Genomic DNA, 24,423 nt, shown 5'->3' with positions numbered 1-24,423 from the left:
GCCTGCTTCGCCCGGCCGCCCGGCTCAACGCATTTACGCCGGGGCGGAACCCACCCCCGGTAGCTGTTCGAGGAGCCTCGCCGTGGCGCAGCGCGTGTTCGAGGAGGCTCGCCGGTGGCTCAGAACAGGACGGTGGCCAGGGTGCCGACGGAGCGGAAGCCGCAGCGCTCGTAGACGCGCCGGGCGGGCAGGTTGAAGTCGTTGACGTAGAGGCTGACCGTCGGGGCGACCCGGGCCAGCGCGTCGCTGACCACCGCCGCCATCGCGGCGGTGGCGATCCCCCGCCCCCGCCAGTCGGGCGCCACCCACACACCCTGCACCTGGGCGGTGCGCCGGGTGACGACCGCTAGTTCGGCCTTGAAGACCACCCGGTCGTCGACGAAGCGGGCGTACGCCCGGCCGGAGCGGATCATCTCGGTGACCCGCCGCCGGTACCCGCGCCCTCCGTCGTCGGCCAGTGGTGAGACGCCGACCTCCTCGGTGTACATCGCCACCGCGGCTGGGAAGAGGCGGTCGAGTTCACCGCTGCGCACCCGGCGCACCTCCGGGTCGGCGGGGACCGGCGGCAGCTCGCCGGTGACCAGCAACGGCTGGTTGGGGCGTACGTCGCGGGCCGGTCCCCAACTGTCGGAGAGGCGATCCCAGAGTTGCAGCACGGCGTCGGCCCGCCCGACGATCGAGGAGCAGAGCCGTTCCTCGCCCGAGAGCAGGTCAGCGAAGGCGGCGATGGCCTGCGGCCCGGCCAGCACCGGGGTGAGGTTTCCGCCCAGCCAGCAGACCGATTCGAGGTGCCGGCGGGAGCCGTACCCCAGGACCCGCCCCTCGGCCCGCCACCAGGCCAGCCCGCGCGCGGCGACCCGCTCCGCGACCTGTGCGCTCGCGTACGGGTCGAGATCGAGCAGTCGCTCGACCGCGCGCCGTTCCGATTCCCCGAGTTGCCGCACCGGCGCCGTCAGCACGGTTACCAGCCTGCCAGATCTCCCCCACCACGCGCCGCCAGACGCCCACCCACCCCTCAACCCACGTTGATCAAGAAGTTTTGGTCGGCTTCGGGGGCGAATCCCGACGCAAACTTCTTGGTCAACACGGCGGGGTGGGCAGGGCGCGCGGGGAAGTGGGTTGTCGGCGTTGTGTTGGCGATATATCGTTGATGCATCAGTGATAGTCCAGCGAAGGAGAAAGCCTTGAAGTTCCATCGACGTGGGCACGCCCTGCACGAGGGCCGGATGCGCGGATTCGGTTTCCCGCCCTTCGCGGCAGGGCCGCCGTTCGGGCACGGGCGGGGCGGTCGCGGACGAGGTCGGGGACGCCGACCCAACGTCCGCAACGCGGTGCTGGCCCTCCTCACCGAGCGGCCGATGCACGGCTACGAGATGATCCAGGAGATCGACTCCCGCACCGGCGGAAGCTGGCGGCCCAGCCCCGGCTCGATCTACCCGACCCTCCAGCTGCTGGAGGACGAGGGTGTCGTCGCCGCCACCGAGGACACCGGCGGTGGCCGTAAGCGGTTCACCCTCACCGAGCAGGGTCGAGCCGAGGCTGACGAGGCGGCCCAGACGCCGCCCTGGGCCGAGGTAGCCGAAGACACCATCAACAGCTGGCACGACATCCGCAACGCCTCCATGCAGGCCATGCACGCGCTGCGCCAGGTGATGATGACCGGCACCGACGACCAGCGGGAACGCGCCGCCCAGGTGCTCGACGAGACCCGCCGCAAGCTGTACGCGATCCTCGCCGAATCCGAGTGAGGCCGGTACGCATCGAGGGCGGCCACCCGGTGGGGTGACCGCCCTCGTGTTCGTCGCGTCGTCAGTGCACCGTGACGGTGGCGCCGGGAACCAGGTCGCGCAGCTCCTCGGGCAGTTCCGCACCCATCTCGTCGGCCAGCCGCAGCGCTTCCTCGATCAGGGTCTCCACGATCTGCCCCTCGGGCACGGTCTTGATGACCTGGCCCTTGACGAAGATCTGCCCCTTGCCGTTGCCGGAGGCCACCCCGAGGTCGGCCTCCCGGGCCTCACCCGGTCCATTGACCACGCAGCCCATCACGGCGACCCGCAGCGGCACCGGCAGCCCTTCCAGACCGGCGGTGACCTCCTCGGCCAGCTTGTAGACGTCCACCTGGGCCCGCCCACAGGACGGGCAGGAGACGATCTCCAGGCCGCGCTCGCGCAGCCCGAGCGACTCCAGGATCTGGCTGCCGACCTTGATCTCCTCGACCGGCGGCGCGGAGAGCGACACCCGGATGGTGTCCCCGATGCCCTCGGCCAGCAGCGCACCGAAGGCGACCGCCGACTTGATGGTGCCCTGGAACGCCGGGCCCGCCTCGGTGACACCCAGGTGCAGCGGGTAGTCGCACTGCTCGGCGAGCTGCCGGTACGCCCGGATCATCACCACCGGGTCGTTGTGCTTGACCGAGATCTTGATGTCCCGGAAGCCGTGCTCCTCGAACAGCGAGCACTCCCACAGCGCCGACTCGACCAGCGCTTCGGCGGTCGCCTTGCCGTACTTGGCGAGCAGGCGCTTGTCCAGTGAACCGGCGTTGACGCCGATCCGGATCGGCGTACCGGCTGCGGAGGCCGCCGCCGCGATCTCGGCGACCTTGTCGTCGAACTGGCGGATGTTGCCCGGGTTGACCCGCACCGCCGCGCAACCGGCGTCGATCGCGGCGAAGACGTACTTCGGCTGGAAGTGGATGTCCGCGATCACCGGGATCTGCGACTTCTTCGCAATCGCCGGCAGCGCCTCCACGTCGTCCTGGCTGGGCACGGCGACCCGGACGATCTGACATCCGGAGGCCGTCAACTCCGCGATCTGCTGAAGGGTGGCGTTGACGTCAGCGGTCAACGTGGTGGTCATCGACTGCACCGACACCGGCGCGCCGCCGCCGACCGGCACGGACCCGACCATGATCTGGCGGCTGGCCCGGCGGGGCGCGAGCGGCGGCGGCGGCGGTACGGGCGGCATACCGAGACTGACAGCGGTCACTTCAGGCACTCACTTTGGGAAGAGGGTGATCGGATTGACCACGTCCGCGGTGATGGTGAGCAGGGTGAACACACCACCGATCAGGATCACCACGTACGTGAAGGGCATCAGCTTGAAGTAGTCGACGCGGCCCGGATCGGGCCGACGCAGCCGCGCGTAGAGCCAGGAGCGGGCCCGTTCGAACCAGGCGATGGCGATGTGGCCACCGTCCAGCGGCAGCAGCGGCAGCAGGTTGAACACCCCGATGAAGAAGTTCAGCGAGATGAACAGCATGATGAAGATTTCCCAGGCGTTGTTGGCCACCGCCTCGCCACCGAGGACACTCGCGCCGACCACGCTGATCGGGGTGTCGATGTCCCGCTCGCCGCCGACGATGGCCTTCCACAGCGCGGGGATCTTCTCCGGCAGCCGCTGCAACGCCTGCGCGGTGGCCACCGCCATGTCGCCGATGAAGGTGCCGGTCGCGCCGACGGCCTCCACCGGACCGTAGGAGACCAGGCCCGGGGTGCTCAGGACCAGACCGACACCGAGCGCGGAGACCTCGGTGACCGGGCCGTCCGGGTTGTCGATCGGCGGGCGCTTGGTGGTGGCCAGCGTGGCCGTGGTGGTGCCGGGCTGACCGTCGCGCTCGTACCCGATGTCGGCGGTGCTGCCCGGGGTGGTCGCCCGCAGCGTGGTCAGCAGCTCGCCGTAGTTGTTGATCGGGGTGCCGTTGATCGAGGTGATCCGGTCACCGTTCTGGAGCCCGGCCGCCCCGGCCGGGCTGGGCGCGTCACTCTCGGTGCACTCCCGGTAGGTGGTGTCCGGCAGGACGCAGTCCTGGATGGCGACCACCGCGGGCTCGGCGCGGATCTGCTGCTCGTCGCGCGGGAAGTCGGGGTTGGGCAGGCCGAAGGTCATCGCCGCCAGCCAGGCCGCGAAGATCGCCAACCCGAAGTGGGTCACCGACCCGGCGGACATCACGATGGTGCGCTTCCACACCGGGTAACGCCACATGGCCCGCTTCTCGTCGCCCGGCTCGACGTCGTCGTCCTGCGGCGTCATGCCGACGATCTTGCAGAAGCCGCCGAGGGGGATGCCCTTGAGGCCGTACTCGGTCTCGCCCCGCTTGAACGAGAAGACGGTGGGGCCGAAGCCGACGAAGTAGCGGGTGACCTTCATGCCGAAGGCCTTGGCGGTGAGCATGTGCCCGGCCTCGTGCAGGCTGACCGAGATGAGAATGCCGAGGGCGAACAGCACCACCCCGAACGCGAACGACATCAAGCTCCTTCCACCGCAGCAGCGATGATCTCCTGCGCGTGTGCGCGCGCCCACGACTCGGCTTCGAGTACGTCCTCGACGGTACCCGGTTCACCGAAATCGGGAGCCTCGTCCAGCACGCGCCGTAACGTGTCGACGATGCCCAAGAACGGCAGTCGCCCGGCGACGAACGCCGCCACGCACTCCTCGTTGGCCGCGTTGTAGATCGCCGGTCGGCACCGGCCCTCCTCACCGGCCGCCTTGGCCAGCGCCACCGCCGGGAACGCCTCGTCGTCCAGCGGCGCGAACTCCCAGGTGTGCGCCTTCGTCCAGTCGACGGCGGCGGCAGCCTCGGGCACCCGGTCCGGCCAGCCGAGGCCCAGCGCGATCGGCAGCCGCATGTCCGGCGGGCTGGCCTGCGCCAGCGTCGACCCGTCGACGAACTCCACCATCGAGTGGATCACCGACTGGGGGTGCACCATCACGGTGATGTCGGCGTACGGCACGTCGAACAGCTCGTGCGCCTCGATCACCTCCAGCGCCTTGTTGACCATCGTCGCCGAGTTGATCGTGACGACCGGCCCCATGTTCCAGGTCGGGTGGGCGAGGGCCTGCTCAGGCGTGACGGCCGTCAGCTCGTCGCGCCGTTTGCCCCGGAACGGCCCACCACTGGCGGTGACGATCAGCCGACGTACCTCCCCCCGGGTACCGCCGCGCAGGCACTGGGCCAGCGCCGAATGCTCCGAATCCACCGGGACGATCTGCTCCGGCCGCGTCACCGCGGCCTTGACCAGCGAGCCGCCGGCCACCAGCGACTCCTTGTTGGCCAACGCGAGCGTACGCCCGGCCCGCAGCGCCGCCAGGGTCGGCGCGAGCCCGAGCGACCCCACCACCCCGTTGAGTACGACGTCACACGGCCACTGCGCCAGCTCGGTCATCGCCTCCGGCCCGGCCACGATCTTGGGCAGCTTGAACTCCCCGGAGGCCCAGCCCCGCCGACTCGCCTCCGCGTAGAACGCCAGCTGAAGATCCTGCGCGGCGGACGCCTTGGCCACCCCGACCGCCTCGACACCGAGTTCGAGCGCCTGGGCGGCGAGCAGGCCGACGTTGCCGCCACCGGCACCCAGCGCCACCACCCGGAACCGGTCCGGGTTGCGCCGCACGATGTCGATGGCCTGCGTACCGATCGACCCGGTACAACCCAGCAGCACAAAATCACGGGGGGACGTCACACCGCCATTCTCCCCCACGCCCGCTGGGCGAGAAGGAAGGGCACCTTATTAACGCCTGCGGTAGAGGAAGGGCCCCTTGTTAACAACGAGCTACCGTCAGCTCTCCTCGCTCGGAGGGTTCTCCTCTTCCAACGGAGCTTCCTCGCCGAGCAGGTCAGCCGGATCGATCGAGAACTCGAACGGCTCCCGCATCACGAAGGTGCTTCCGGCCGCAGCGGCGGCCACCGGCCGATACTCGCCGTCGATCAGCTCGAACAGTGCGATGGTGGGGACTCGGTTACGCAGGTCGACCCGGAGGAAGAAGGGCACGCCAGCCGTGCCGTACTCGCGCGGACGATCGATGATGTCCTTCCGCCGGTTGCCGGGCGACACGACCTCGCCGAGCAGAACGGCATGCCTGATGTCCATGGTCGTGCGGCCCCCTCCGGGAACGCGCAGCACGACGAGGTCGGGGATGAACAGATCCTGCCCGGAGACGACGTTCGCCTCCGCGTAGAGCCACAGCTTGGCCTTCCGGGCAGCCTGCTTCAACAGGTACGCGAGATCAAGCTCGGCATCCTGGTGGTCATATCCGGCGTGGGGTGTCACGATCACGCTTCCGCTCAGGACCTCAACCTTGGGGCCGTTGGTCTCCGGCAACAGGTCGAGGGCGAGCTGCGCAGTCCACGGCTCGTCGTGCCACCGCAGCACGTCGAACGACGGCCCGGCGGGCCGGTCGTCCGCGCCAGCGTCCGGCGCAGGCTCGGGCGCGTACGCAGCCTGGGCCATCCGGGCTCACCCCCTCAGCGGGACATTCTGCTCAGCTCAGCCTAGCCAGCACAGCCCGCGCCGCACGCCATCACACAGCCTGTCCGACGCAGCCGGGGCGAGCGATGTCGATCAAGCCCTACCGTCTCCGTGGCCGGTCGGCTGTGACGATCTGGCTCAGCTGCTGGATACAACGGCCCGGAATCTCGCCGCCAGGCGGACGTGCCTACGGTCCCTTCACCGGGCGAGACGGCGGGACGTCACTCAACAGCTCGGCCATCCGGTCGCCTCGCCAGGCGCAGAGGGCTGGGCTGGGCCGGTCGGCAGGTCAGCCGCCCGACTGTGGGTGCGTTTCTTGTCGTTGGGGGAGCAAGAAACGCACCCACAGCTTGCGGTCACGTCGGGTTCAGGGGCGGGGTGTCGAACTGGCCCGCGCGGGCGGCGGCGACGAACCGAGTCCAGCTCTCGAGACCGAAGCTCAGCTCCGCGCCCTGCCGGTCCTTGCTGTCGCGTACGCCGACCGCGTCGGCAAACCCCGCCACCTCGACGCACTCGCCGCTACCGCCGGACCGGGACGACGTGCGCCACACCCCGTCACGTCTCATGGGTCATCTCCTTCGCGATCGCCGTGATCAGCTCACGGGAGTCGTCGCCATCGAGCGCCCGTTCGCCGAGCGAGCGCCAGATCCTCGTAGGTCTGAATCTCGTGCGGCTTGTCGAGGTAGACCGCGCCGCACGGACCGTCCATGTAGATGGTGGTCGGCTCCGGCTCCCGCACCTCGGTCGGGAAGTCGAGCATGGTGAAGGTGCCCGTAAAGGCCGACCGAAACAGCCCGGCAGCCAACGGAAGCACCCGGATCTTGATGTTGTGCTGCCTGCTCGCCACCACCAGCGCGTCGAGTTGCCGGGCCATCGCCGACCGGTCACGCAGCGGCCGACGAAGCACCGCCTCGCTGAGGATCACGTCGTAGTACGGCGCTCGGGGGAACCACTCGAGCCAACAGCCGTTGCCTAACGGAGCCGGACGTCCACCTTGGCCTGCCGCTCCGCTGCGCTCATCTGCGGGTGGTCAGTGGGCCCGCACCTGACGGCAACACAGAGGGTCCACAGCGCCCTGCGATGCACATCGAGGTTCGATCACTACGTTCCGTGACGAGTTCGACTGAAAGCCTTCCGTCACAACTGCCCCTCAATCCCGAGCCAAGCGTGGACTTCCCGACGGATTTCTGGATTCGTCAAGTGATCGGCAATCCATGGCAGCGCGGACAAAATCCTCTCAACCCCCCTTAGCGCCGACGCTTGAGCATCAGGCTCCTGGCTTCCGGAGTCGTAAGAAGCACCGATAGGAGCGAAGAAGGATTCGTCGGCGGCTAAGTACTGCCTTCTCCTAGCCTGAGCCGCTACCACTGCCTCGTCTCGAGGCAACGGAACATGCTCCAGCGCCCAGGCCGCAGAACCGTCAGGCGTTAGCACGACCGGCAGCTCACTAACCGGCAAGTTGAGACGGACCGCTGCCGCCGCAAGCCTGAGCAACCAGTACGCCCCCAACGACGCATCAATATCGTGGCGTTCGACAGCCAGAATTGCAGCCACAGCACCGAGCTTCAGGTCGGATATACGTTGATCTTGATCAAGGTTCCTTAGCGGGCTCACGGCCGATTCGACCGACTCGAACAGCGCCTGCCACCACTGGGGCGACACCCGTTGGGGGAACCGAGCACGCAGCCACTCACCGAGCGAGTCGAGCGGGATCACCCGAAGTTCCTGCAACTCTGATTGCGCTTCCACTACGGAGCCCTTCCGCCGTAATCTCTAATAGCTCTTAGCGGAATTTGCACACCTGCCGCACCAAAGGCGTCCACGCCCCGCTGAATGAACGCGCCGGCACAGCTAGAACACGGGGTATAGTGGCCCGTCATGTTGTCGAACGATGTCATTGCACCATTGCGGAACGAGATTTGCCCTGCCGCCATAACAGGAGCACCACCCGAGGCTACCGTGTGATGGATGCCGCGCCCCGCAGCAACCATATTCAGATCTCCTCCCTCCCCCACTGTCCAGAGAAAGTCCCCACTTCCCGAGGCCGCGCGCGAGAAGCCAGAAGTGCCCGCTGCAACAGGTGAAATGCCCGCAAGATCTGCTTCCATCAGCTCCAGCGACAGATCTCCGGGTCGATTGTTTGGAACTGGCCCGCAGTTGTGTACGAGCACTGGCGTGTTGCCGGCGAGCACATAGTACGTGTGGGTGTTGGCGACGGTGAGGTTGTGGACGGTGGCGCGGGGGACGCTCCAGCGGTCGATCGCGGTGATCTGGACGTAGGTGCCAGCGCTGGTTTGGAGCCACTGGCCTGGCTGGAGGTCGGTAGCGTCGATCCACTCGCCCAGCTCGGGTACCCAGAACGGGTGGCCGTCGGTGGCGGTGACCTCGGCGGTCTCCGAGCCTTGGTCGCCGTCGGTGTCGATGACGACCTTCACCAGGTCCTTGACGCCGTCGCCGGTGATCGCGGCGCTGACCGTGTCCACCTCGGTGCGACCGGTCTCCGGATCGGCGACCACTACCTTGTCGCCGGGCTTGACGTCCTCGATCGCCTTGGTTGAGCCGTCGGCCATGAGCACCCGCGTGCCCGGCACGAAGCTGTTGCTGATAGGGCAGGATTCGCCACCCGACGACCCGCCATCGTTGCCGCTGGAGCCGCCGTTGCTGCGGTTGGAGGCGCCGGAGGAACCGCCCGGCTTCGAGTCGCCCTTGCCGCCACCGCCGCCGCCCTTGCCACCGCCGCCGTCCTTGCCGCCGGCACCGCCGGAGGCTGCCGACGAGCCCTTCGGGTTGGACTTGGCCTGGGCTTCCTTCTGCGGGGCGTTACCCGTCTTCTTCACCGACTGGGTCGCCTTGTTGCTGGTCGAGTTGACCTTGTCGGCGGCCTTCTTCTTCGCCGCCTGGGCGGCCTTCTTGGCCCGTTCGATGGCGAGCTTCTTGGCCTGCAACGCGGCGGCCTCGGCAGCTCGCGCCGTTGCCAGCACTGCCTCGGCGGCCCGCTTCGCCGCCTGCCATGCCTGGATCGCGTTGATCGTCCGGTTGACCGCCCGGATCACCGCTGGGATCTTGGCGACCTTTGTCCAGGGGATGGCGTTGAGGATGAGGCTGCCGCACGCCCACATGTCACCGCCGCCGAAGCAGTTCAGGGCGTCGTTGATGCCGATGAACTCCTTGAGGATGTACCACGCGGAGTCGAGGATGACCGAGATCAGCGACCGGCCCATGTTGGCCTGCGCTTGAGCGATCATCGCCGACGACAATCCTGCACCGGCCAGTGCCGCCGCCGTCTCCGACGCGGTCAACGCCACCGACAGACCCGACGGGTCGGAGTGGGTGACCGGGTTGTTGTGGGCGTACGTGTAGCCGTTGTTCTGCACCGGGTCGGTCCGGTCCAGCACCGGGTCCGCGGACAGGAACCGACCCACCTCCGGGGCGGGACAGTTCGTCGTACCCGTTCCACACCGTGATGCCGCGGGCGTTGGTGGTGGTCAGTGGCCGGTCCCGGTGGTCGTACGTCATCGTGGTGGTGCCGGTGTCCGGGTCGGTGGTCCGGATCAGCCGGCCACGCTGGTCGTACGTCGGGACCGTACCGGTCGACTGGCTACGGCGGTGCCATGGCCCGGATGGTTGACGCGGGTGTCGAGCCGGACGTTCGGCGTCAGGGGGAGGTCCGGAGGAAGGTCTCCACCTCGGTGCCGCCGTACCAGTCGGTGCGCCGGCCCAGGTGGGTCATGCCGAGCCTCCGACACACCGCCATCGAGCGTTCGTTGCCGGGTGCCACCACGGCGTACACCTGGCGGGTGTCGGTGGCGAACTCGGCCGCCAGCACGGCGCGGGCCGCCTCGGTGGCGTAGCCGTGGCCCCAGGAGTCGGGGTGCAGATGCCAGCCAACCTCGATGTCCTCGGTCGGGGTTTGGCCGTCTCGCCCCGGTAGCGGCTTGAGCAAGACGCTGCCCGCCACCTGCTCGGTGTCCCGGACCTGGATCGCCCAGATGCCGTACCGGCCGGCGTACGGGGCGTACCGTTGCCGCCAGGCCGCCAACCGCTCGACGGCTTGTCCGGGCTCGGTGAGCCGGCCTGCTCCCCCGCCCAGCCAGCGCATCACCTCGTCGCGGGAGTAGATGTCGTAGATGCGGGCCAGGTCGGCCGGTGTGTCGGTCCACTCACGCAGGATCAGCCGGTCGGTCGTCGTGACGGTCATGGGCGGCGATGGTAGTCCGTTCCGGTGGTCGCCACGGTCGGCCGAGCAGGCGCCGACGACCGAACCGGCGCAGCGCCGGTGACGGAGGCGGCGCGGCACCGGTAAGCAAACCGACGACAGGACCGGTGCGGCGTCGGTAACAGGGGCGGTTGTCGGGGCAGCGGACGGGGAACTGAGGCGCGATGGGCGGTGCGTGGAATCGGACGAGGCGAATCACCCGGGCGGCGTTCCGCCCGGTACGTGGTCGGGATCTGTCGCTGCACGCCGCCGCGATCACGTTCTACGGGGCGATCGCCGTGGTGCCGGTGGCGCTGCTGGCGATCTGGCTCACCTCGCTGCTGGTGGGAGCGTCCCAGGTGCGGCGACTCACCGGGTACGCCGTGGAGACGCTGCCGGACGCGATCGGTGTGCCGCACGCGATGGCTGCGCTGGTCGAGGCCGGGGTCGGGCTGACGCCGTGGCTGGCGCTGGCCGCGCTGCTGCCGGCCTCGCTCTACGGCGAGGGGCTGCGGCGGGCGTTCGTCTCGGTCGCCGCGCCGCGCTCCGACGAACACCTGGTGGGCTGGCGGGGCCGAATACTGCTGCTGCCGCTGCTGGCGCCCGCCCCGGCGCTGCTGCTGTCGATCCTGCTGGCGCTGCCGACGACCACCGGGCTGGTCCGGCGCGGTGGTTGGGCCGGTGCGCTCGGGGTGGTGCTGTCGTTCCTGGCGGTGTGGTTGGTGCTCACGCCGGTGTTGGTGTGGGTGTTCCGGGTGGTGGGGCCGGCCTCGCCGGACTGGCTCTCCACGCTGGGGATGGGGTCGTTCACCGCGGCGAACCTCTCCGGTTTCCTGCACGGTTTCGTGCTCTTCGCCTCGTTGCCACTTGATCTGGGCCTGCCCTTCGGCGGGCTGGACGAGGTGGGTGCCGCGGTGGCGATCCTGCTCTGGCTCTACCTGTTCCATGTGATTGTGCTGGCCGGCTACTCCGCGACCCTGGCCCTGTCCGGCTGGCGTGCCCGCCGCCGCGATGGTCGTTCCTGAGGTTCCCGCCCGAGCGGGTACGAACCGAGGGCCAACTTCATGAGGCATGGGGGCCGCGGACGGTTAGGGTGCGGGAATGGTGGCTGGTGAGGTGCCGGGGCGGGCGGACGTCGTCGTGGTCGGGTCGGGGCACAACGGGCTGGTGTCGGCGGTTCTGCTGGCCCGGACCGGGCTGGACGTGCTGGTGTTGGAGGCAGCCGACGTGATCGGCGGCGCGACCCGGACCGAGAAGCCGTTCCCGAAGGTGCCCGAACTGCGCCACTCCACCGGGTCGTACCTGCTCGGGCTGATGCCACCGGAACTGCTGGCCGCGCTCGACGTCCGGATCCCGGTGCTGCGCCGCGACCCGCACTATTTCCTGCCGACTCCCGGCGGGGTCGGCTCGCCGTACCTCCTCTTCGGCGCCGACGCGGCGGCCACCCGGGCACAGCTCGCCGAGGTCTTCTCCCCCGCCGACGCGGCCGCCGACGAGGCGTTGCAGGCCGAACTGGCCGCGTTGCGCGACGACGTCGCCCCGGCCTGGCTGTCCGAGCCGCTCAGCGTCGAGGAGACCGCCGACCGGTACGTCCGCCCCACGCTGCGACAGGTCTTCATCGACCTGGTACGCGGCTCCGTCGCCGACTACCTGGCCCGCTTCGACTTCCGTTCCGAGCTCCTGGTCAGCATGTACGCGGTCACCGACGGCCTGTCCGGGCTCAACGCCGGCCCCGACGACCCGGGCACCGGGCACAACTTCCTGGTCCACAACATGTGCCGGCTACCCGGCTCGGGCGGCACCTGGATGATCGCCGAAGGTGGCATGGGCACCGTGTCGCGGATCTTCGCCGAGGCGGCCCGCGCCTCCGGGGCCCGGATCGTCACCGGTGCCCCGGTCACCGCGATCACCCTCGACGGAGGTGCCGCCAGCGGCGTGGTGCTCGGCGACGGCCGACAGATCTCCGCCGAGGTGGTGCTCGGCGCCTGCGACCCGTACCGGCTGATGGAGCTGTTGCCCGACGACGCGCTGCCGACCACGCTCAGCAGCCGGATGACGGCGGTCCGGCGCACCGGCAGCACCCTCAAGCTGAACCTGGCCCTGCGTGGCCTGCCCCGCTTCTCCTGCCTGCCCGAGGACGCGGCGAGCCCCTTCGGCTCGACGATCCACCTGCTGCCCGGTTCGGCGTCGCTGACCGGCGGCGCGGGCGAGTCGCCGATGGCGGCGCTGCGCGCCATGTGGGCCGACGTGCGGGCCGGGCGGCTGCCGGAGGAACCGACCATCGAGTGGTACCTGCACACGACCGTCGATCCGTCGCTGGCCGACCCGGGCGGGCACCACTCGTCGGCGCTGTTCGTCCAGTCCGTGCCGTACGAACTGGACGGCACCACCTGGGAGGCGGCGCTGCCCGGTTACGTCGACAAGCTGGTCTCGATCTGCGAACGCTACGCCCCCGGCACCGGCGACCTGATCGCCGACGCGGTCCCGCTGCCGCCGCCCGGCATCGAGGCACACTTCGGCATCACCGGCGGGCACATCCACCACGTCGACAACACCGTCTCGTTCGCCGACCGGATGCCCTACGCCACCGGCATCGACGGGGTGTACGCGGGCAGCGCCGGCTGTCACCCGGCCGGCAGCGTGATCGGGGCCGCCGGCCACAACGCCGCCCAGCGCATCCTCGCCGACCTCGGCCGCTGAGGCGTAAGGAAGGGCACCTTGTTAACGCCTGGCGTATTAAAAGGGGCCCTTCCTAACAGGCGGGAAGGCGGCACGCGTCAATTGGTGGGTTGAGGGGCCTCTTCACCGACACGGTGGGCGCGGACCTTGTGACCGACGCTGGTCAGGCAGCGCCCGCTGGGCAGGTCGAAGCGCCAGCCGTGCAACTGGCAGGTGAGCTGGTCGCCGTCGACGATGCCGAACCGGCTCAGGTCCGCCTTCAGGTGCGGGCAGCGTCGCTGCACCACCCAGTCGCCGATGGTGATGTCCTCGGCGTCAACCGCGCGCTCGTGCTCGTCGTACCAGCCTTCGGCGTACTGCAGCCGCTCGGTGGACAGGCACTTGAAGAAGGCGTAGACGAACTCGTTGTACTGCCCGATCCGCGCTGCGGAGAACCGGCACGAGAGGAAGAGCGAGTTGACCCAGTCCACCTCGCCGATGTGCAGCAGGTGTTCCACCAGCGCCCGCTCGGTACGGAACCGGTAGCGCACCTTCTCGTCGGCGTACGGCCGCACCTGCTTGCCGGGGAAGTCCACCACGATCGACTCGACGCTCTCGCCGTTGTAGCCGACCAGGTCGAAGCGGACCGGACCGCCGACCCCCTTGGCCAGGTAGATCGACTCGTCGAGCAACGGTTCGATGCGCTGCTTGAGCTCCTTGAGCACGTCGATCTCCGGGTGCCGCCAGGACGCCTTCTCCGCCTCGATGATCGGGCGCTTGCGCTCGCGCATCTCCTCCAGGTGGGCGACCTTGTTCGCGAAGAACTCCTCCACCGGCACCGGATGCGTGGTGGTGGCGCCGGTCGTGGTGATCTCACTGACGCTGCCGGGCAGCAGCACGATGCCGTTGGTGCCGCCGACCTTGGCGTACTCGGCCAAGAAGACCGACTGGTCGGGGAAGATGTTGCCCTCGTCGCCGAAGATGTCGTTGAACTGCCACAGCTCGTCGTCGAGGAAGCACGGCGGGCCGGCGATCGGGAAGACGTGGTCGGCCTTGAGGTCGTCGATGTAGCGCCAGGTGCGGTCGAACTGCCGCTCCCGCTTCTGCTTGCCGAACGCGGTCTTCGCCGACTGCGGCAGCTCGTAGACCATCGGGTACCAGATCGCGCCGGAGAACTGCAGCAGGTGCGCGTGCACGTGGCCCAGTTCGGCGAAGGTGCTCAGGTCGGTCGGGCGGGCGTCGTTCTGGTTGAGCAGCCGTACGCCGTCGTACTCCACCCAGAGCGAGGAGTCGCCGATCGGGCCGTCGGTCGGACTGGTCAGCGCCTGAATCATGATCTTCAGGCCGCCGTCCAGCTCGACGACCTCCTCGTTACGGGTCTTCAGGAACTTCGTGAAGCCGAGCTCGCGGAACTCGTCCTCCATCTCGGAGGTGGGGAACTCCGGCAGCAACACGGTGGCCTTCTTCGACACGTACCGCTTGAGGTGGGCCGCGTCGAAGTGGTCCCGGTGCAGGTGGGAGACGTACAGGTAGTCGACGTCACCGAGGGTCTCCCAGTCGAGCTGGGAGTTGTCGGGGAACGGGAACCAGGAGGCGAAGTAGGCCGGATTGACCCACGGGTCGCACAGGATGCTGCCCGCGGCAGTGTCGATCCGCATGCTCGCGTGCCCCGTACCGGTCACTCGCACCGCAGTTCCCCCTCAAAGAGACAATCAAGGTGTACGCCCCAGAACGCTACCGGAGGCAGTCTGGTCCTTGCCCCGCGACGCCGGTAGTGCCCCACCGCCCACCTGAGCGGGGCCTATCGGCCCTGGCCGGAAACCTTCGCAGGGGACGTGCCAGACTAGCCGGAGATCCGTTCGCGAGGAAGGACCGACAGTGGCAGGAAGCGAGCCGGTAACGTCGCCAGACCAGCACAAGCCCGGGCATCGTAAGGCCGGGCGGATCGGCGCGGTACTCACCGCGTTCGCGCTGCTGGCGATGCTCTGCGGCAACCACGAGGGCAGGGTCGAGAATCTCTGGCTGATCGGTCTGGCCGCGCTCCTGCTGCTCATCGTGATCGGTGACGCGGTGCTGCGCCGCAACGGCCTGCGTTCCTGACGCGGTCGACCTGCGCTCCTGACGGACCAGGTGCCAGCGACGGCCGGTCGGTCCACCGCCGTACCCACCTACGCGACGAAGCGCGAGGGCCCGCCCCCGGTTTTCCGGTGGCGGGCCCTCGCGCGTCGACGGTCGTCAGCGACCGAAGAGGATGTCCTGCACGTTCTTCAGCGCGGCGTCGACCTCGGCCTCGAAGTAGCCGCCCTGCACCAGGCCGAAGCGCAGCGTGTCCAGGTCCTTCGGGTTGACCGGCATCTGGTTACGCCCGGCCATCCCGCCGAGCAGCGTCTCGAAGAACCGGTCCACCTGGTCCGGGTCGTACCCGCTGCCGAAGCGGCGCACCTGGAAGCTCCGCCGGATCTGGTCCACCCGGTAGAGGTCGCTGCCGGGCGGGCCGGCCATCGGCGGCCCGGCCATCGCCGGAGGGCCGCCCATCGGGGGACCGCCGTGCGCCTGCTGTGGCAGGCCGGGGGGCCCGGCCGGGCCACGACGCGGGTCCCGGTCCGACAGCCGGATCTCGGCGGTCATGTCGGTGCGTCCGTGTCGGCCCGCCTCGAACCCGTCGAAGCGCTGCTCGTCCGGCGGCGGGCCGTAGCCGCCCGGACCGTCCGGTGGGCCGTAGCCGCCGGGGCCGTCCGGTGGACCGTAACCGCCCGGACCGTCCGGCGGGCCGTAACCGCCCGGACCGTCCGGCGGACCGTAGCCGCCGGGGCCGGCGGGCAGGCCACGCGGCGGGGGGCCACCGTGGCCCATGCCGCCGGGAGGCCCCATCGGCGCACCCGGACCCATCGGGCCGGCGGCACCACGCGGACTGTCGTAACCGCCCCGGGGAGCGTTGTCGTACCCACCGGCGAAGGCACCGGTCGGCTCGTCGTAGCGGCCGTAGGGCGGTCCGGCCTGTGCCGGCATTCCGCGCGGAGGCATCGGCGGCTGCGGCACCGGGGACATGCCACGGTCGTCACGCATGCCGGGGCCCATCCGGTCCGGCGGACCCATCCGGACGTCGCCGCGACCGGCCACGCCGCCGCGCTCCTCCAGCTCCGCCAGCTGCCGCTCGACCCGGTCGAGGTGCAGGTCGACCTGCCACTCGTCGTAGCCGTTGAAGCGAACCCGGAAGACGACGTCGTGGACCTCCTGCGAGGCCACCGGCGCTCCGACCGGCTGACCGGCGAGCGTCGCCTCGACCCGGTCCAGGAAGGCGTCCACCTCGTCAACCTTGTAGCCCCGGCGGAGCGCCTTACGCCGGAAACGCTGACCCTGACTCGCCACTATGTCTCCTGGTCTCGTTCGCCACGCCCGGTCACGCCGTCATCTCCCCGGCCGGGTCGGTGCCCCTGTCCTCCGTGGCGGCCAGCTGCCCACACGCTCCGTCGATTTCGCGACCTCGGGTGTCCCGCACCGTGGTGGACACCCCGGCGTCGCGCAACCGCCGGACGAACTCCCGCTCGACCGGCTTCGGGCTCGCGTCCCAGCGGCTACCCGGAGTCGGGTTGAGCGGGATCAGGTTCACGTGGGCCAGCTTGCCGGCCAGCAGCCGGCCGAGCAGGTCAGCTCGCCACGGCTGGTCGTTCACGTCCTTGATCATCGCGTATTCGATCGACACACGACGGCCTGTGCGGGCCGCGTAGGCCCAGGCTGCGTCCAGCACCTCGCACACCTTCCAGCGCTGGTTGACCGGCACGAGTTCGTCGCGCAGCTCATCATCGGGGGCATGCAGCGACAACGCAAGAGTCACGGAGAGGTCTTCGCTGGCCAGTCGGTGGATGGCCGGCACCAGCCCGACCGTGGAAACGGTGATGTGCCGCTGCGACAGGCCGAGCCCCTCCGGTGCCGGCGCGACCAGGCGACGGATCGCCGCGATCACCCGGTTGTAGTTCGCCAGCGGCTCGCCCATGCCCATGAAGACCACGTGCGACAGCCTCGGCGGTGACCCCGCGACCGCGCCGGAGGCGGCCACACCCGCGAGGTAGACCGCCTGGTCGACGATCTCGGCGGTGGAGAGGTTCCGGGTCAGCCCGGCCTGGCCGGTCGCGCAGAACGGGCAGGCCATGCCGCAGCCGGCCTGGCTGGAGATGCAGACGGTGACCCGATCCGGGTAGCCCATCAGCACGCTCTCCACCAGCGACCCGTCGTGCAGCCGCCACAACGCCTTGCGGGTGGCCCCGTCGTCGCAGGCCAGCTCGCGTACCGGAGTGAGCAGCTGGGGCAGCAGCTGGTCGGCGAGGCGCTCGCGGGACGACGCCGGCAGGTCGGTCATCAGCGCGGGGTCACGCACCAGCCGCCCGAAGTAGTGGGTGGAGATCTGCCGGGCGCGGAACGGGGCCTCGCCCAGCTTCGTGACCAGGTCCTTGCGACCGGCCAGGTCTAGATCGGCGAGGTGCTGCGGTGGCATTGCCGCCCGACGCGCACCGGGCGCGTCCGGGTCGACCGGGATCAGGGGAAGACTCGTCATGGCACGTCCAGTCTGGCACGCTCGGCCCGAAACGAACCCGCGCGGAGGTGCCGGGTCCGCTTCCACCCCGTTCGCGTCCCGATCCCGTCGGCGTGGGCCATGCCTCAACTCACCGCCGGAACGAACACCACGAGCAACAGGTACGCCGTCGGCACCGCGAACAGGATGGAGTCGAGCCGGTCCATCAGGCCGCCGTGGCCGGGCAGCAGGTTGCTCATGTCCTTCACACCGAGGTCCCGCTTGATCATCGATTCGGCGAGGTCGCCGAGGACGGCGGCACCCGAGACCGCCACCCCGAACACGGCACCCCACCAGGGCGCCACGTCGAACAGCGCCCACAGCAGTACGGCGCTGCCGAGCGCGGCGGCGCCGACCGAGCCGGCGAAGCCCTCCCAGGACTTCTTCGGGCTGATCGTCGGGGCCATCGGATGCTTGCCGAAGTTCGCGCCGGCCGCGTACCCGCCGGTGTCGGAGAGCACCACCGCGACCAGTGTCACCAGCACCCGCAGCGCCCCGTCGTCAGGGGACGACGCAAGCAGGGCGGCGAAGCCGCCGAGGAACGGCACGTACACCGCGATCATGGTGGCGGCGGTCATGTCCCGCCGAAGGTTGGCCGTACCGTCACCGAGCCGCCAGACGAACGTGCCGGCGAGGGTGACCAGGAGGCCGAGCATGAGCGCGTCCAGCCCGGCGAACCAGGCCAGGGTGACGGTGAGTACCCCACCGGCGATCAGCGGCACCAGCGGCACCTCGGCACCGCTGCGGCGCACCGCCCGGGACATCTCCCAGATGCCGACGCCGAACGCGGCAGCGATCACCAGCAGGAACGCCGGGGTGTAGAGGAACAGGGGCAGCAGGACCACCGCGCCCAGGCAGACCCCGACGGCGATGGCCGCCGGTAGGTTCCGCCCGGCCCGGCTTCCGCTCTGCTGGGTGGCCGGTCGACCCGCGCCGGCCCGACGCCGGCCACGGTGGCGTCGACCCGGCCCGTCGGGCCGGGTCGCCTCGGCCGCCGCCTCGCCGTCCGGCACCGCCGCGAGCTGGGTGGTGGGGGCGTCGCCGACTCGCACCGGTGCCATCTGGGCGGTGGGAGTGTCGTCGTGGTCCCGGTCGTCGCCGACTCGCACCGGCGCGATCTGCGCGGTGGGCGCGTCAGCGTGGTCCAGGTCGCGCCCGTTCGGTGGCTGGTCCCAACCAGCGGGTCCGTGCCCGTTCCGGCTGTCCTGCGCGGGGCGTTCACCGCCGAACCGGCCGGGTCGGTCCGGGGTCGGGTCCGGCCAGGGCAGGGCGGTGGGCCGGTCCGGCCGATCCCAGTCACGGGCCTCGGGGCGGCTGTAGGGGTCGAGGTGGGACATCACGCACCAGGAGGGGGCACGAAATCCACCACTTGACGCACAACCACTACCATCCCCTACCCGCGCGAGGCGCTCCGTCTGATGTGCCGGCCTGTCGGCCCGGCTGATCCCGTCGGGCACCGTCGGGCCGCCGGAATCGTGCCGAGCCTACTGCACCCGGCCGTCCGGCAGGACCTACCGGTATCCGCTCGGCATCACCCCGCAGACGCCCCGACCACCTTGATCATGAAGTTGTCACCCGCACGTCTGCGGCACCGGCGACAACTTCATGATCAAGAAGGCGTGCCGGCGTCAGACCTCCAGGAGTTCGGACTCCTTGTGCTTGACCAACTCGTCGACGTGCGCGACGTAGCGCTGGGTCAGGTCGTCCAGTTCCTTCTCCGCGCGCCGGCCGTCATCCTCGCCGACCTCGCCGTCCTTGACGAGCCGGTCCAGCTCCTCCTTGCCCTTGCGGCGGATGTTGCGGATGGCGACCTTCGCCTCCTCACCCTTGTGCCGGGCCACCTTGATCATGTCGCGGCGACGCTCCTCGGTCATCTGCGGGAGCAGGATGCGCAGCTGGTTGCCCTCGTTGTTCGGGTTGACCCCGAGGTCCGAGTCGCGGATCGCCTTCTCCATGGCGTTGATCTGCGAGTTGTCGTACGGCTTGATGATGGCCATCCGCGGCTCGGGCACGGCCACCGAGGCCATCTGGGTCAGCGGAGTCGGGCTGCCGTAGTAGTCAATGATGATCTTGGAGAACATGGCCGGAGTCGCGCGACCGGTGCGGATGGCGCCGAACTCCTCCTTGGCGTGCTCGACCGCACGCTCCATCTTCTCCTCGGCCTCGAGGAGGGTGTCGTCGATCACCGGTCTCCTCGCCTCCTTCTTGTGCTCGTCGTGGGCTTGTCGGGTCACCGGGACCGCCGGGATCACCGTCGGCGGTGGGCTCAGGTGGTGATCAGCGTGCCGATCTTGTCGCCGCCCACGGCCCGGACGATGGTGTCGTCGCCCTGCGCGCCGAAGACCAGCATCGGCAGGCCGTTCTCCATGCAGAGGCTGAACGCCGCCGCGTCGGCGACCCGCAGGTTGCGACGCAGCACCTCGGAGAAGGTGATCGAGTCGAACTTGCTGGCGGTCGGATCGATCCGGGGGTCGGCCGTGTAGACGCCGTCCACCCCGTTCTTGCTCATCAGCACGACGTCCGCGTGGATCTCCAGCGCACGCTGGGCGGCCACCGTGTCGGTGGAGAAGTACGGCATACCCGCGCCGGCTCCGAAGATGACGACCCGGCCCTTCTCCAGATGCCGGATCGCCCGCAACGGGATGTACGGCTCGGCCACCTGGGCCATGGTGATGGCACTCTGCACGCGGGTCTCGATGCCCTCCTTCTCCAGGAAGTCCTGGAGGGCCAGGCAGTTCATCACCGTGCCGAGCATGCCCATGTAGTCCGCCCGCGCGCGATCCATACCCCGCTTCTGCAACTCCGCGCCACGGAAGAAGTTGCCGCCGCCGACCACCACGGAAACCTGCACACCCCGGCGTACCACGGTGGCGATCTGCCGTGCGATGGCCTGCACGACGTCCGGGTCGACACCGATGGCACCCCCGCCGAAGACCTCGCCGGAAAGCTTCAACACCACCCGCCGGGCCCGGCCGAGCGGTGGTGCCGTCGGATCGTCCGCCGCCAACGTCCGGTCACTCACAACCTGCGTCATCCGCCCGTCCTTCCCCCACTGGCGCGCTCAGGTGCGCATACCTGCCGCTGCCGACCTTATGGGACGAGGGGGCCGCGGTGTGTATCGCGTACACCGGCGGCCCCCTCGTCTCGTCGTTGCTCCCAGCCCACGGGCGTTGGACCGCCCGAGCCGGCTCAGGCCTGGCCGACCTCGAACCGCACGAAGCCGGTGACCTCGATGCCCGCCTCGGCCAGCACCTGCTTCACCGTCTTCTTGTTGTCGGTGACCGAGGACTGCTCCAGCAGGACGAAGTCCTTGAAGAACGAGTTGACCCGGCCTTCGACGATCTTCGGCAGCGCGGCCTCGGGCTTGTTCTCCTCGCGGGCGGTCTGCTCGGCGATCCGCCGCTCGGACTCGACGACCTCGGCCGGCACCTCGTCGCGGGTGAGGTACTGCGGCCGCATCGCGGCGATCTGCATCGCCGCACCGCGTGCGTCGGCCTCGCCCGCCTCGTCGGTCTTGCCGGTGTACTGCACCAGCACGCCGACCGCCGGGGGCAGGTCCTGCGCCTTGCGGTGCAGGTAGACCGCGACGTTGCCGTCGAGCTTGGCGAACCGGTTGAGCACCAGCTTCTCGCCGATCTTGGCGGAACGCTCCTGGACCAGGTCGGCGACGGTACGGCCGTCGATCTCGGTGGCCAGCAGTTCCTCGGCGTTGCTGACGCCGGAACGCTCGCCGTGCTCGACGAGCTGCTGCGCCAACTCGATGAAGCTCTCGTTCTTGGCGACGAAGTCGGTCTCGCAGTTGAGTTCGAGCAGCGCCTTGCCGGAGTGGGCGATCAGACCGTTCGCGGCGGTCCGGCCAGCCCGCTTGCCGACGTCCTTGGCGCCCTTGACGCGCAGGATCTCGACGGCCTTGTCGAAGTCGCCCTCGGCCTCGGTCAGCGCCTTCTTGCTGTCCATCATGCCGGCGCCGGTCAGGTCGCGGAGCTTCTTGACGTCCGCGGCGGTGATCTGGGACATGGCTCTCTCTTCGATGTTGAGACTGCGTGGATGGTCTGAGGTGACGGTTACCGTTCCGAGGGGTTCGTGCCCGACTATCCGCCGCCGGTCACCGTCAGCGGAACGGACGGCGACCGGGCGGCGGCACGGTCACTGACCGGAGACGGCGGCCGGCTGCTCGGCTGCGGGCTGCTCGGTCGGCTGCTCGTCGGCCTTCTTCGGCTCCTCGAGCAGCTCGCGCTCCCACTCGGCCAGCGGCTCGTCGGTGGCGACCCCCGCCTCCGGCTTCTCGTCCCCACCCCGGCGACGACCGGAGCGGGCGATCAGGCCGTCGGCGACGGCCGCAGCGACGACCTTGGTCAGCAGCTCGGCCGAGCGGATCGCGTCGTCGTTACCCGGGATCGGGAAGTCGACCTCGTCCGGGTCGCAGTTGGTGTCGAGCACGGCGATCACCGGGATGCCCAGCTTGCGGGCCTCATCGACGGCGATGTGCTCCTTCTTGGTGTCGACCACCCAGACCGCGGCCGGAAGCTTCTGCATGTCCCGCAGGCCACCCAGGGTGCGGGTCAGCTTGATCTTCTCGCGGGAGAGCTGCAGGGTCTCCTTCTTGGTGTACCCGGCGGCGGTACCGCTGAGGTCACCGAGGGCCTCCAGCTCCTTCATCCGCTGCAGCCGCTTGTACACCGTCTGGAAGTTGGTCAGCATGCCACCCAGCCAGCGGTGGTTGACGTACGGCTGACCGACGCGGGTCGCCTGCTCGGCGATCGCCTCCTGCGCCTGCTTCTTCGTGCCGACGAAGAGGATGCTGCCGCCCTCGGCCACCGTGGTGCGCACGAAGTCGTACGCCTTCTCGATGTAGTCGAGGGTCTGCCGCAGGTCGATGATGTAGATGCCGTTGCGCTCGGTGAAGATGAAGCGCTTCATCTTCGGGTTCCAGCGCCGGGTCTGGTGCCCGAAGTGAACACCACTCTCCAGCAGCTGACGCATGGTCACGACGGCCATGATTCGTACTCCTTGCGGTCCCTGGTTGTCCCGCCCGGCCGGCGGCCGGGCGTCCTGGTGCCCGGTCGTCGGCCATGATGGGCCCGAAAGGTCGGGACCAGGGAGGCCGCCGCCACACGACGACTCGTGAGGAGGGCACGCGAGGTCGACCGCACGAGGCGGTCGCCGGTTGACCAGTGTACGCGCCCTCCCGGCCGATCCACGCCCGGGTGCGTCGCGGCCCCACTCAGCCGATCCACGCCCGGTAGCGGCGCGACCCCGCTCAGCCGACCGCGATCGCGGCCGTCAGGAAGAGCGCCAGGCCGACCGTCAGGTACGCGGTGGGCGGGCGCAGCCATCCCCGCGCGCCGTCGACCAACGAGAATCCGGTGGTCCGCAGCCCGTAGAGACCGGCCGCGAAGATCGGCAACCCGCAGACCAGGAAGGTGCCGGCGAGTACGTCCCCGGCAGCGACCGGATCCGAGGTCACGCCGTGCAGCAGCACCCACAGCGCGGGTACCTCGAAGATCACGACGAGCACGGCGGCGAGCACCGCCAGCACCGGCCGTCGCGTCCGGTAGATGCCGTCCCCGGCCGGCACGTTCGCCGGTACGCCGTTCTCCTGGCCGCCACCCGTCTGGCCGACACTCGCCGGGATGCCGTTCGGCGGGTAGCCGGAGCCCGGGTGCGCCGCCGTCGGGTGCACGGTCACGGCGTCGGCGTGCGCGGACGGCGCCTCGCGTCCGGGCACTTCCACCCGGGGTGCCACCGACGGCACCGGTCCGGTCGGCTGCTCCAGCGGGTTGACTGCCTCGGGGCCGCGCTTCGCCTCGACGATCGGGTACCCGGCCAGCACCGCGCGGGTCGGATCCGTCGACAACGGTGCCCCGCCGCTGGTCGGGCCGACCTCGCGAGCGGCTCGTCGACCCGGCCGGTCGACCGGCAACTCGCCGGAGATGTCCGGCTCCGCCGGTTCCGCCCGGCGGGACCGCGACGCCCGGTAGCGCTCGGTCTCCTCCGCGACATCACCGAGCGGATCCGTCAGGGCGGCGCGACGCGGCGAGCCGTACCGGTCGTCGTCGTCACCACGCTGCTCGGGTACCGCCCGCAACTCGTCCGCCGGGTAGTGCCCGTCTCCCGTCGAGTGCCACTGCGGGTCGGCGTAGCCACGGTCATGATCGCCCGAGTACCACCGCGGCTCCTGGTCATCGGCGAAACTGCGTCGTCCGTCCACGCCGGGCACCGTATGCGACCAGCGGTTCGTACGCCATCCGGGCCCGGCGCCACCCCTGGGAACAACCGCCGCTAATAACACATCCAGGGCATGATCGTCCGGTTTTCCACAGCACCTCGGTTGTCCACAGATCGCCACGGCGGGGTCGCCGCGAGTCCCGGCACGGGAGCAGGGTGCCAGGCATGACCAAGCGGAACCAGGCGGTCGGCGGGTACGGCGAACGCCTCGCGGTACGACACCTGATCAAGGCAGGGCTGCGGCCGGTGGCCTGCAACTGGCGCTGTCCCAGCGGCGAGATCGACATCATCGCCTGGGACGGGCCGGTGCTCGCCTTCTGCGAGGTGAAGACCCGGCGCACGGTGGCCTTCGGCAGCCCCGCCGAGGCGGTGGTGCCCCGCAAGGCGCGTCGCCTGCGGGGTCTCGCCGCAGCCTGGCTGGCCGCCACCGGCACCACCGCCGACGAGGTTCGTTTCGACGTCATATCGGTGCTGCTCCCCCGCGCCGGCCGAGCGCACGTCGAGCACCTCAAGGACGCGTTCCAATGAGC

At 69.8% G+C, this 24,423-nt stretch carries 23 protein-coding genes and 2 pseudogenes; 6 read left to right on the top strand and 19 right to left on the bottom strand.

Going from position 1 to position 24,423, the window contains the following annotated elements:
* Nucleotides 1-119: 119 nt before the first annotated feature.
* A complete protein-coding gene (locus ACLQ2S_RS04315; RefSeq protein WP_309222856.1) occupies nt 120-959 on the bottom strand; it encodes a GNAT family N-acetyltransferase in 840 nt (279 codons plus the stop codon).
* 225 nt (nt 960-1,184) lie between these two features.
* On the opposite strand from ACLQ2S_RS04315, the gene ACLQ2S_RS04310 reads away from it, so the two are divergent.
* The gene (locus ACLQ2S_RS04310; protein WP_425701152.1) at nt 1,185-1,748 is read left to right on the top strand and encodes a PadR family transcriptional regulator; all 564 of its coding nucleotides are present in this window, start codon (nt 1,185-1,187) and stop codon (nt 1,746-1,748) included.
* Between the two features lie 61 nt (nt 1,749-1,809).
* On the opposite strand, the gene ispG is transcribed toward ACLQ2S_RS04310, so the two are convergent.
* From ispG to ACLQ2S_RS04270, 8 genes and pseudogenes are all read right to left on the bottom strand, one after another.
* Nucleotides 1,810-2,985, bottom strand: coding sequence for a flavodoxin-dependent (E)-4-hydroxy-3-methylbut-2-enyl-diphosphate synthase (gene ispG, locus ACLQ2S_RS04305; protein WP_425701151.1), 1,176 nt, complete (start codon nt 2,983-2,985; stop codon nt 1,810-1,812).
* 9 nt (nt 2,986-2,994) lie between these two features.
* On the bottom strand, nt 2,995-4,245 hold the full coding sequence (locus ACLQ2S_RS04300) for a M50 family metallopeptidase (protein WP_155215708.1): 1,251 nt from the start codon (nt 4,243-4,245) through the stop codon (nt 2,995-2,997).
* Entirely contained in the window at nt 4,245-5,456 is a 1,212-nt protein-coding gene (dxr, locus tag ACLQ2S_RS04295) for a 1-deoxy-D-xylulose-5-phosphate reductoisomerase (RefSeq protein WP_309222858.1), read from the bottom strand. Before dxr ends, ACLQ2S_RS04300 begins: the two co-directional genes overlap by 1 nt.
* A gap of 96 nt (nt 5,457-5,552) precedes the next feature.
* A complete protein-coding gene (locus tag ACLQ2S_RS04290; RefSeq protein ID WP_155215710.1) occupies nt 5,553-6,224 on the bottom strand; it encodes a Uma2 family endonuclease in 672 nt (223 codons plus the stop codon).
* A gap of 374 nt (nt 6,225-6,598) precedes the next feature.
* Entirely contained in the window at nt 6,599-6,793 is a 195-nt protein-coding gene (locus ACLQ2S_RS04285; protein ID WP_309222925.1) for a DUF397 domain-containing protein, read from the bottom strand.
* A 4-nt stretch (nt 6,794-6,797) separates the two neighbouring features.
* Nucleotides 6,798-7,277, bottom strand: a pseudogene (locus tag ACLQ2S_RS04280) (DUF5753 domain-containing protein); the annotation flags it as partial.
* 102 nt (nt 7,278-7,379) lie between these two features.
* Nucleotides 7,380-7,958 carry a hypothetical protein gene (locus ACLQ2S_RS04275; protein WP_155215714.1) on the bottom strand — a complete coding sequence of 193 codons (579 nt, stop codon included), beginning with the start codon at nt 7,956-7,958 and terminating at the stop codon, nt 7,380-7,382.
* A 434-nt stretch (nt 7,959-8,392) separates the two neighbouring features.
* Nucleotides 8,393-9,670, bottom strand: a pseudogene (locus ACLQ2S_RS04270) (polymorphic toxin-type HINT domain-containing protein); the annotation flags it as partial.
* 35 nt (nt 9,671-9,705) lie between these two features.
* Here ACLQ2S_RS04270 and ACLQ2S_RS04265 point away from each other — a divergent pair.
* On the top strand, nt 9,706-9,870 hold the full coding sequence (locus ACLQ2S_RS04265; protein WP_425701150.1) for a hypothetical protein: 165 nt from the start codon (nt 9,706-9,708) through the stop codon (nt 9,868-9,870).
* A gap of 27 nt (nt 9,871-9,897) precedes the next feature.
* On the opposite strand, the gene ACLQ2S_RS04260 is transcribed toward ACLQ2S_RS04265, so the two are convergent.
* Nucleotides 9,898-10,440 carry a GNAT family N-acetyltransferase gene (locus tag ACLQ2S_RS04260; protein WP_425701149.1) on the bottom strand — a complete coding sequence of 181 codons (543 nt, stop codon included), beginning with the start codon at nt 10,438-10,440 and terminating at the stop codon, nt 9,898-9,900.
* Between the two features lie 182 nt (nt 10,441-10,622).
* Here ACLQ2S_RS04260 and ACLQ2S_RS04255 point away from each other — a divergent pair, with 182 nt between their 5' ends.
* Together ACLQ2S_RS04255 and ACLQ2S_RS04250 are read left to right on the top strand one after the other, a co-directional pair.
* Complete coding sequence (locus ACLQ2S_RS04255; RefSeq protein ID WP_155215718.1) at nt 10,623-11,462, top strand: YhjD/YihY/BrkB family envelope integrity protein; 840 nt, start codon at nt 10,623-10,625, stop codon at nt 11,460-11,462.
* 76 nt (nt 11,463-11,538) lie between these two features.
* Nucleotides 11,539-13,137, top strand: coding sequence for a phytoene desaturase family protein (locus tag ACLQ2S_RS04250; RefSeq protein WP_155215720.1), 1,599 nt, complete (start codon nt 11,539-11,541; stop codon nt 13,135-13,137).
* Nucleotides 13,138-13,214: 77 nt separating this feature from the next.
* Here the strand turns inward: ACLQ2S_RS04250 and ACLQ2S_RS04245 are convergent, their stop codons facing one another.
* Nucleotides 13,215-14,783, bottom strand: coding sequence for a Rieske 2Fe-2S domain-containing protein (locus tag ACLQ2S_RS04245; protein WP_309222859.1), 1,569 nt, complete (start codon nt 14,781-14,783; stop codon nt 13,215-13,217).
* A gap of 190 nt (nt 14,784-14,973) precedes the next feature.
* Between ACLQ2S_RS04245 and ACLQ2S_RS04240 the strand changes: the two genes are divergently transcribed.
* On the top strand, nt 14,974-15,195 hold the full coding sequence (locus ACLQ2S_RS04240) for a DUF2631 domain-containing protein (RefSeq protein ID WP_099847142.1): 222 nt from the start codon (nt 14,974-14,976) through the stop codon (nt 15,193-15,195).
* A 135-nt stretch (nt 15,196-15,330) separates the two neighbouring features.
* On the opposite strand, the gene ACLQ2S_RS04235 is transcribed toward ACLQ2S_RS04240, so the two are convergent.
* From ACLQ2S_RS04235 to ACLQ2S_RS04200, 8 genes are all read right to left on the bottom strand, one after another.
* Entirely contained in the window at nt 15,331-16,464 is a 1,134-nt protein-coding gene (locus ACLQ2S_RS04235) for a DivIVA domain-containing protein (RefSeq protein WP_425701148.1), read from the bottom strand.
* Between the two features lie 31 nt (nt 16,465-16,495).
* Nucleotides 16,496-17,647 (bottom strand): 23S rRNA (adenine(2503)-C(2))-methyltransferase RlmN, encoded by a 1,152-nt coding sequence (rlmN, locus tag ACLQ2S_RS04230; RefSeq protein ID WP_155215724.1) that lies wholly within the window; start codon nt 17,645-17,647, stop codon nt 16,496-16,498.
* A gap of 104 nt (nt 17,648-17,751) precedes the next feature.
* Nucleotides 17,752-19,002 carry a phosphatidate cytidylyltransferase gene (locus ACLQ2S_RS04225; RefSeq protein WP_155215726.1) on the bottom strand — a complete coding sequence of 417 codons (1,251 nt, stop codon included), beginning with the start codon at nt 19,000-19,002 and terminating at the stop codon, nt 17,752-17,754.
* 291 nt (nt 19,003-19,293) lie between these two features.
* Complete coding sequence (frr, locus tag ACLQ2S_RS04220; protein WP_099852059.1) at nt 19,294-19,851, bottom strand: ribosome recycling factor; 558 nt, start codon at nt 19,849-19,851, stop codon at nt 19,294-19,296.
* 80 nt (nt 19,852-19,931) lie between these two features.
* Nucleotides 19,932-20,699 (bottom strand): UMP kinase, encoded by a 768-nt coding sequence (gene pyrH / locus ACLQ2S_RS04215; RefSeq protein ID WP_155215730.1) that lies wholly within the window; start codon nt 20,697-20,699, stop codon nt 19,932-19,934.
* Between the two features lie 155 nt (nt 20,700-20,854).
* A complete protein-coding gene (tsf, locus tag ACLQ2S_RS04210; protein WP_155215732.1) occupies nt 20,855-21,682 on the bottom strand; it encodes a translation elongation factor Ts in 828 nt (275 codons plus the stop codon).
* 129 nt (nt 21,683-21,811) lie between these two features.
* Nucleotides 21,812-22,663, bottom strand: a complete 852-nt coding sequence (gene rpsB, locus ACLQ2S_RS04205; RefSeq protein WP_155215734.1) for a 30S ribosomal protein S2 — start codon at nt 22,661-22,663, stop codon at nt 21,812-21,814.
* A gap of 262 nt (nt 22,664-22,925) precedes the next feature.
* A complete protein-coding gene (locus ACLQ2S_RS04200) occupies nt 22,926-23,876 on the bottom strand; it encodes a hypothetical protein (RefSeq protein WP_230462348.1) in 951 nt (316 codons plus the stop codon).
* A 182-nt stretch (nt 23,877-24,058) separates the two neighbouring features.
* Between ACLQ2S_RS04200 and ACLQ2S_RS04195 the strand changes: the two genes are divergently transcribed.
* Complete coding sequence (locus tag ACLQ2S_RS04195) at nt 24,059-24,421, top strand: YraN family protein (RefSeq protein WP_425701147.1); 363 nt, start codon at nt 24,059-24,061, stop codon at nt 24,419-24,421.
* Nucleotides 24,422-24,423: the final 2 nt, after the last annotated feature.

This window comes from Micromonospora sp. DT48, assembly GCF_049844495.1.
In the GTDB taxonomy this organism is placed as follows: Bacteria; Actinomycetota; Actinomycetes; order Mycobacteriales; family Micromonosporaceae; genus Micromonospora.
This window is presented reverse-complemented; position numbering and strand designations above follow the sequence as displayed.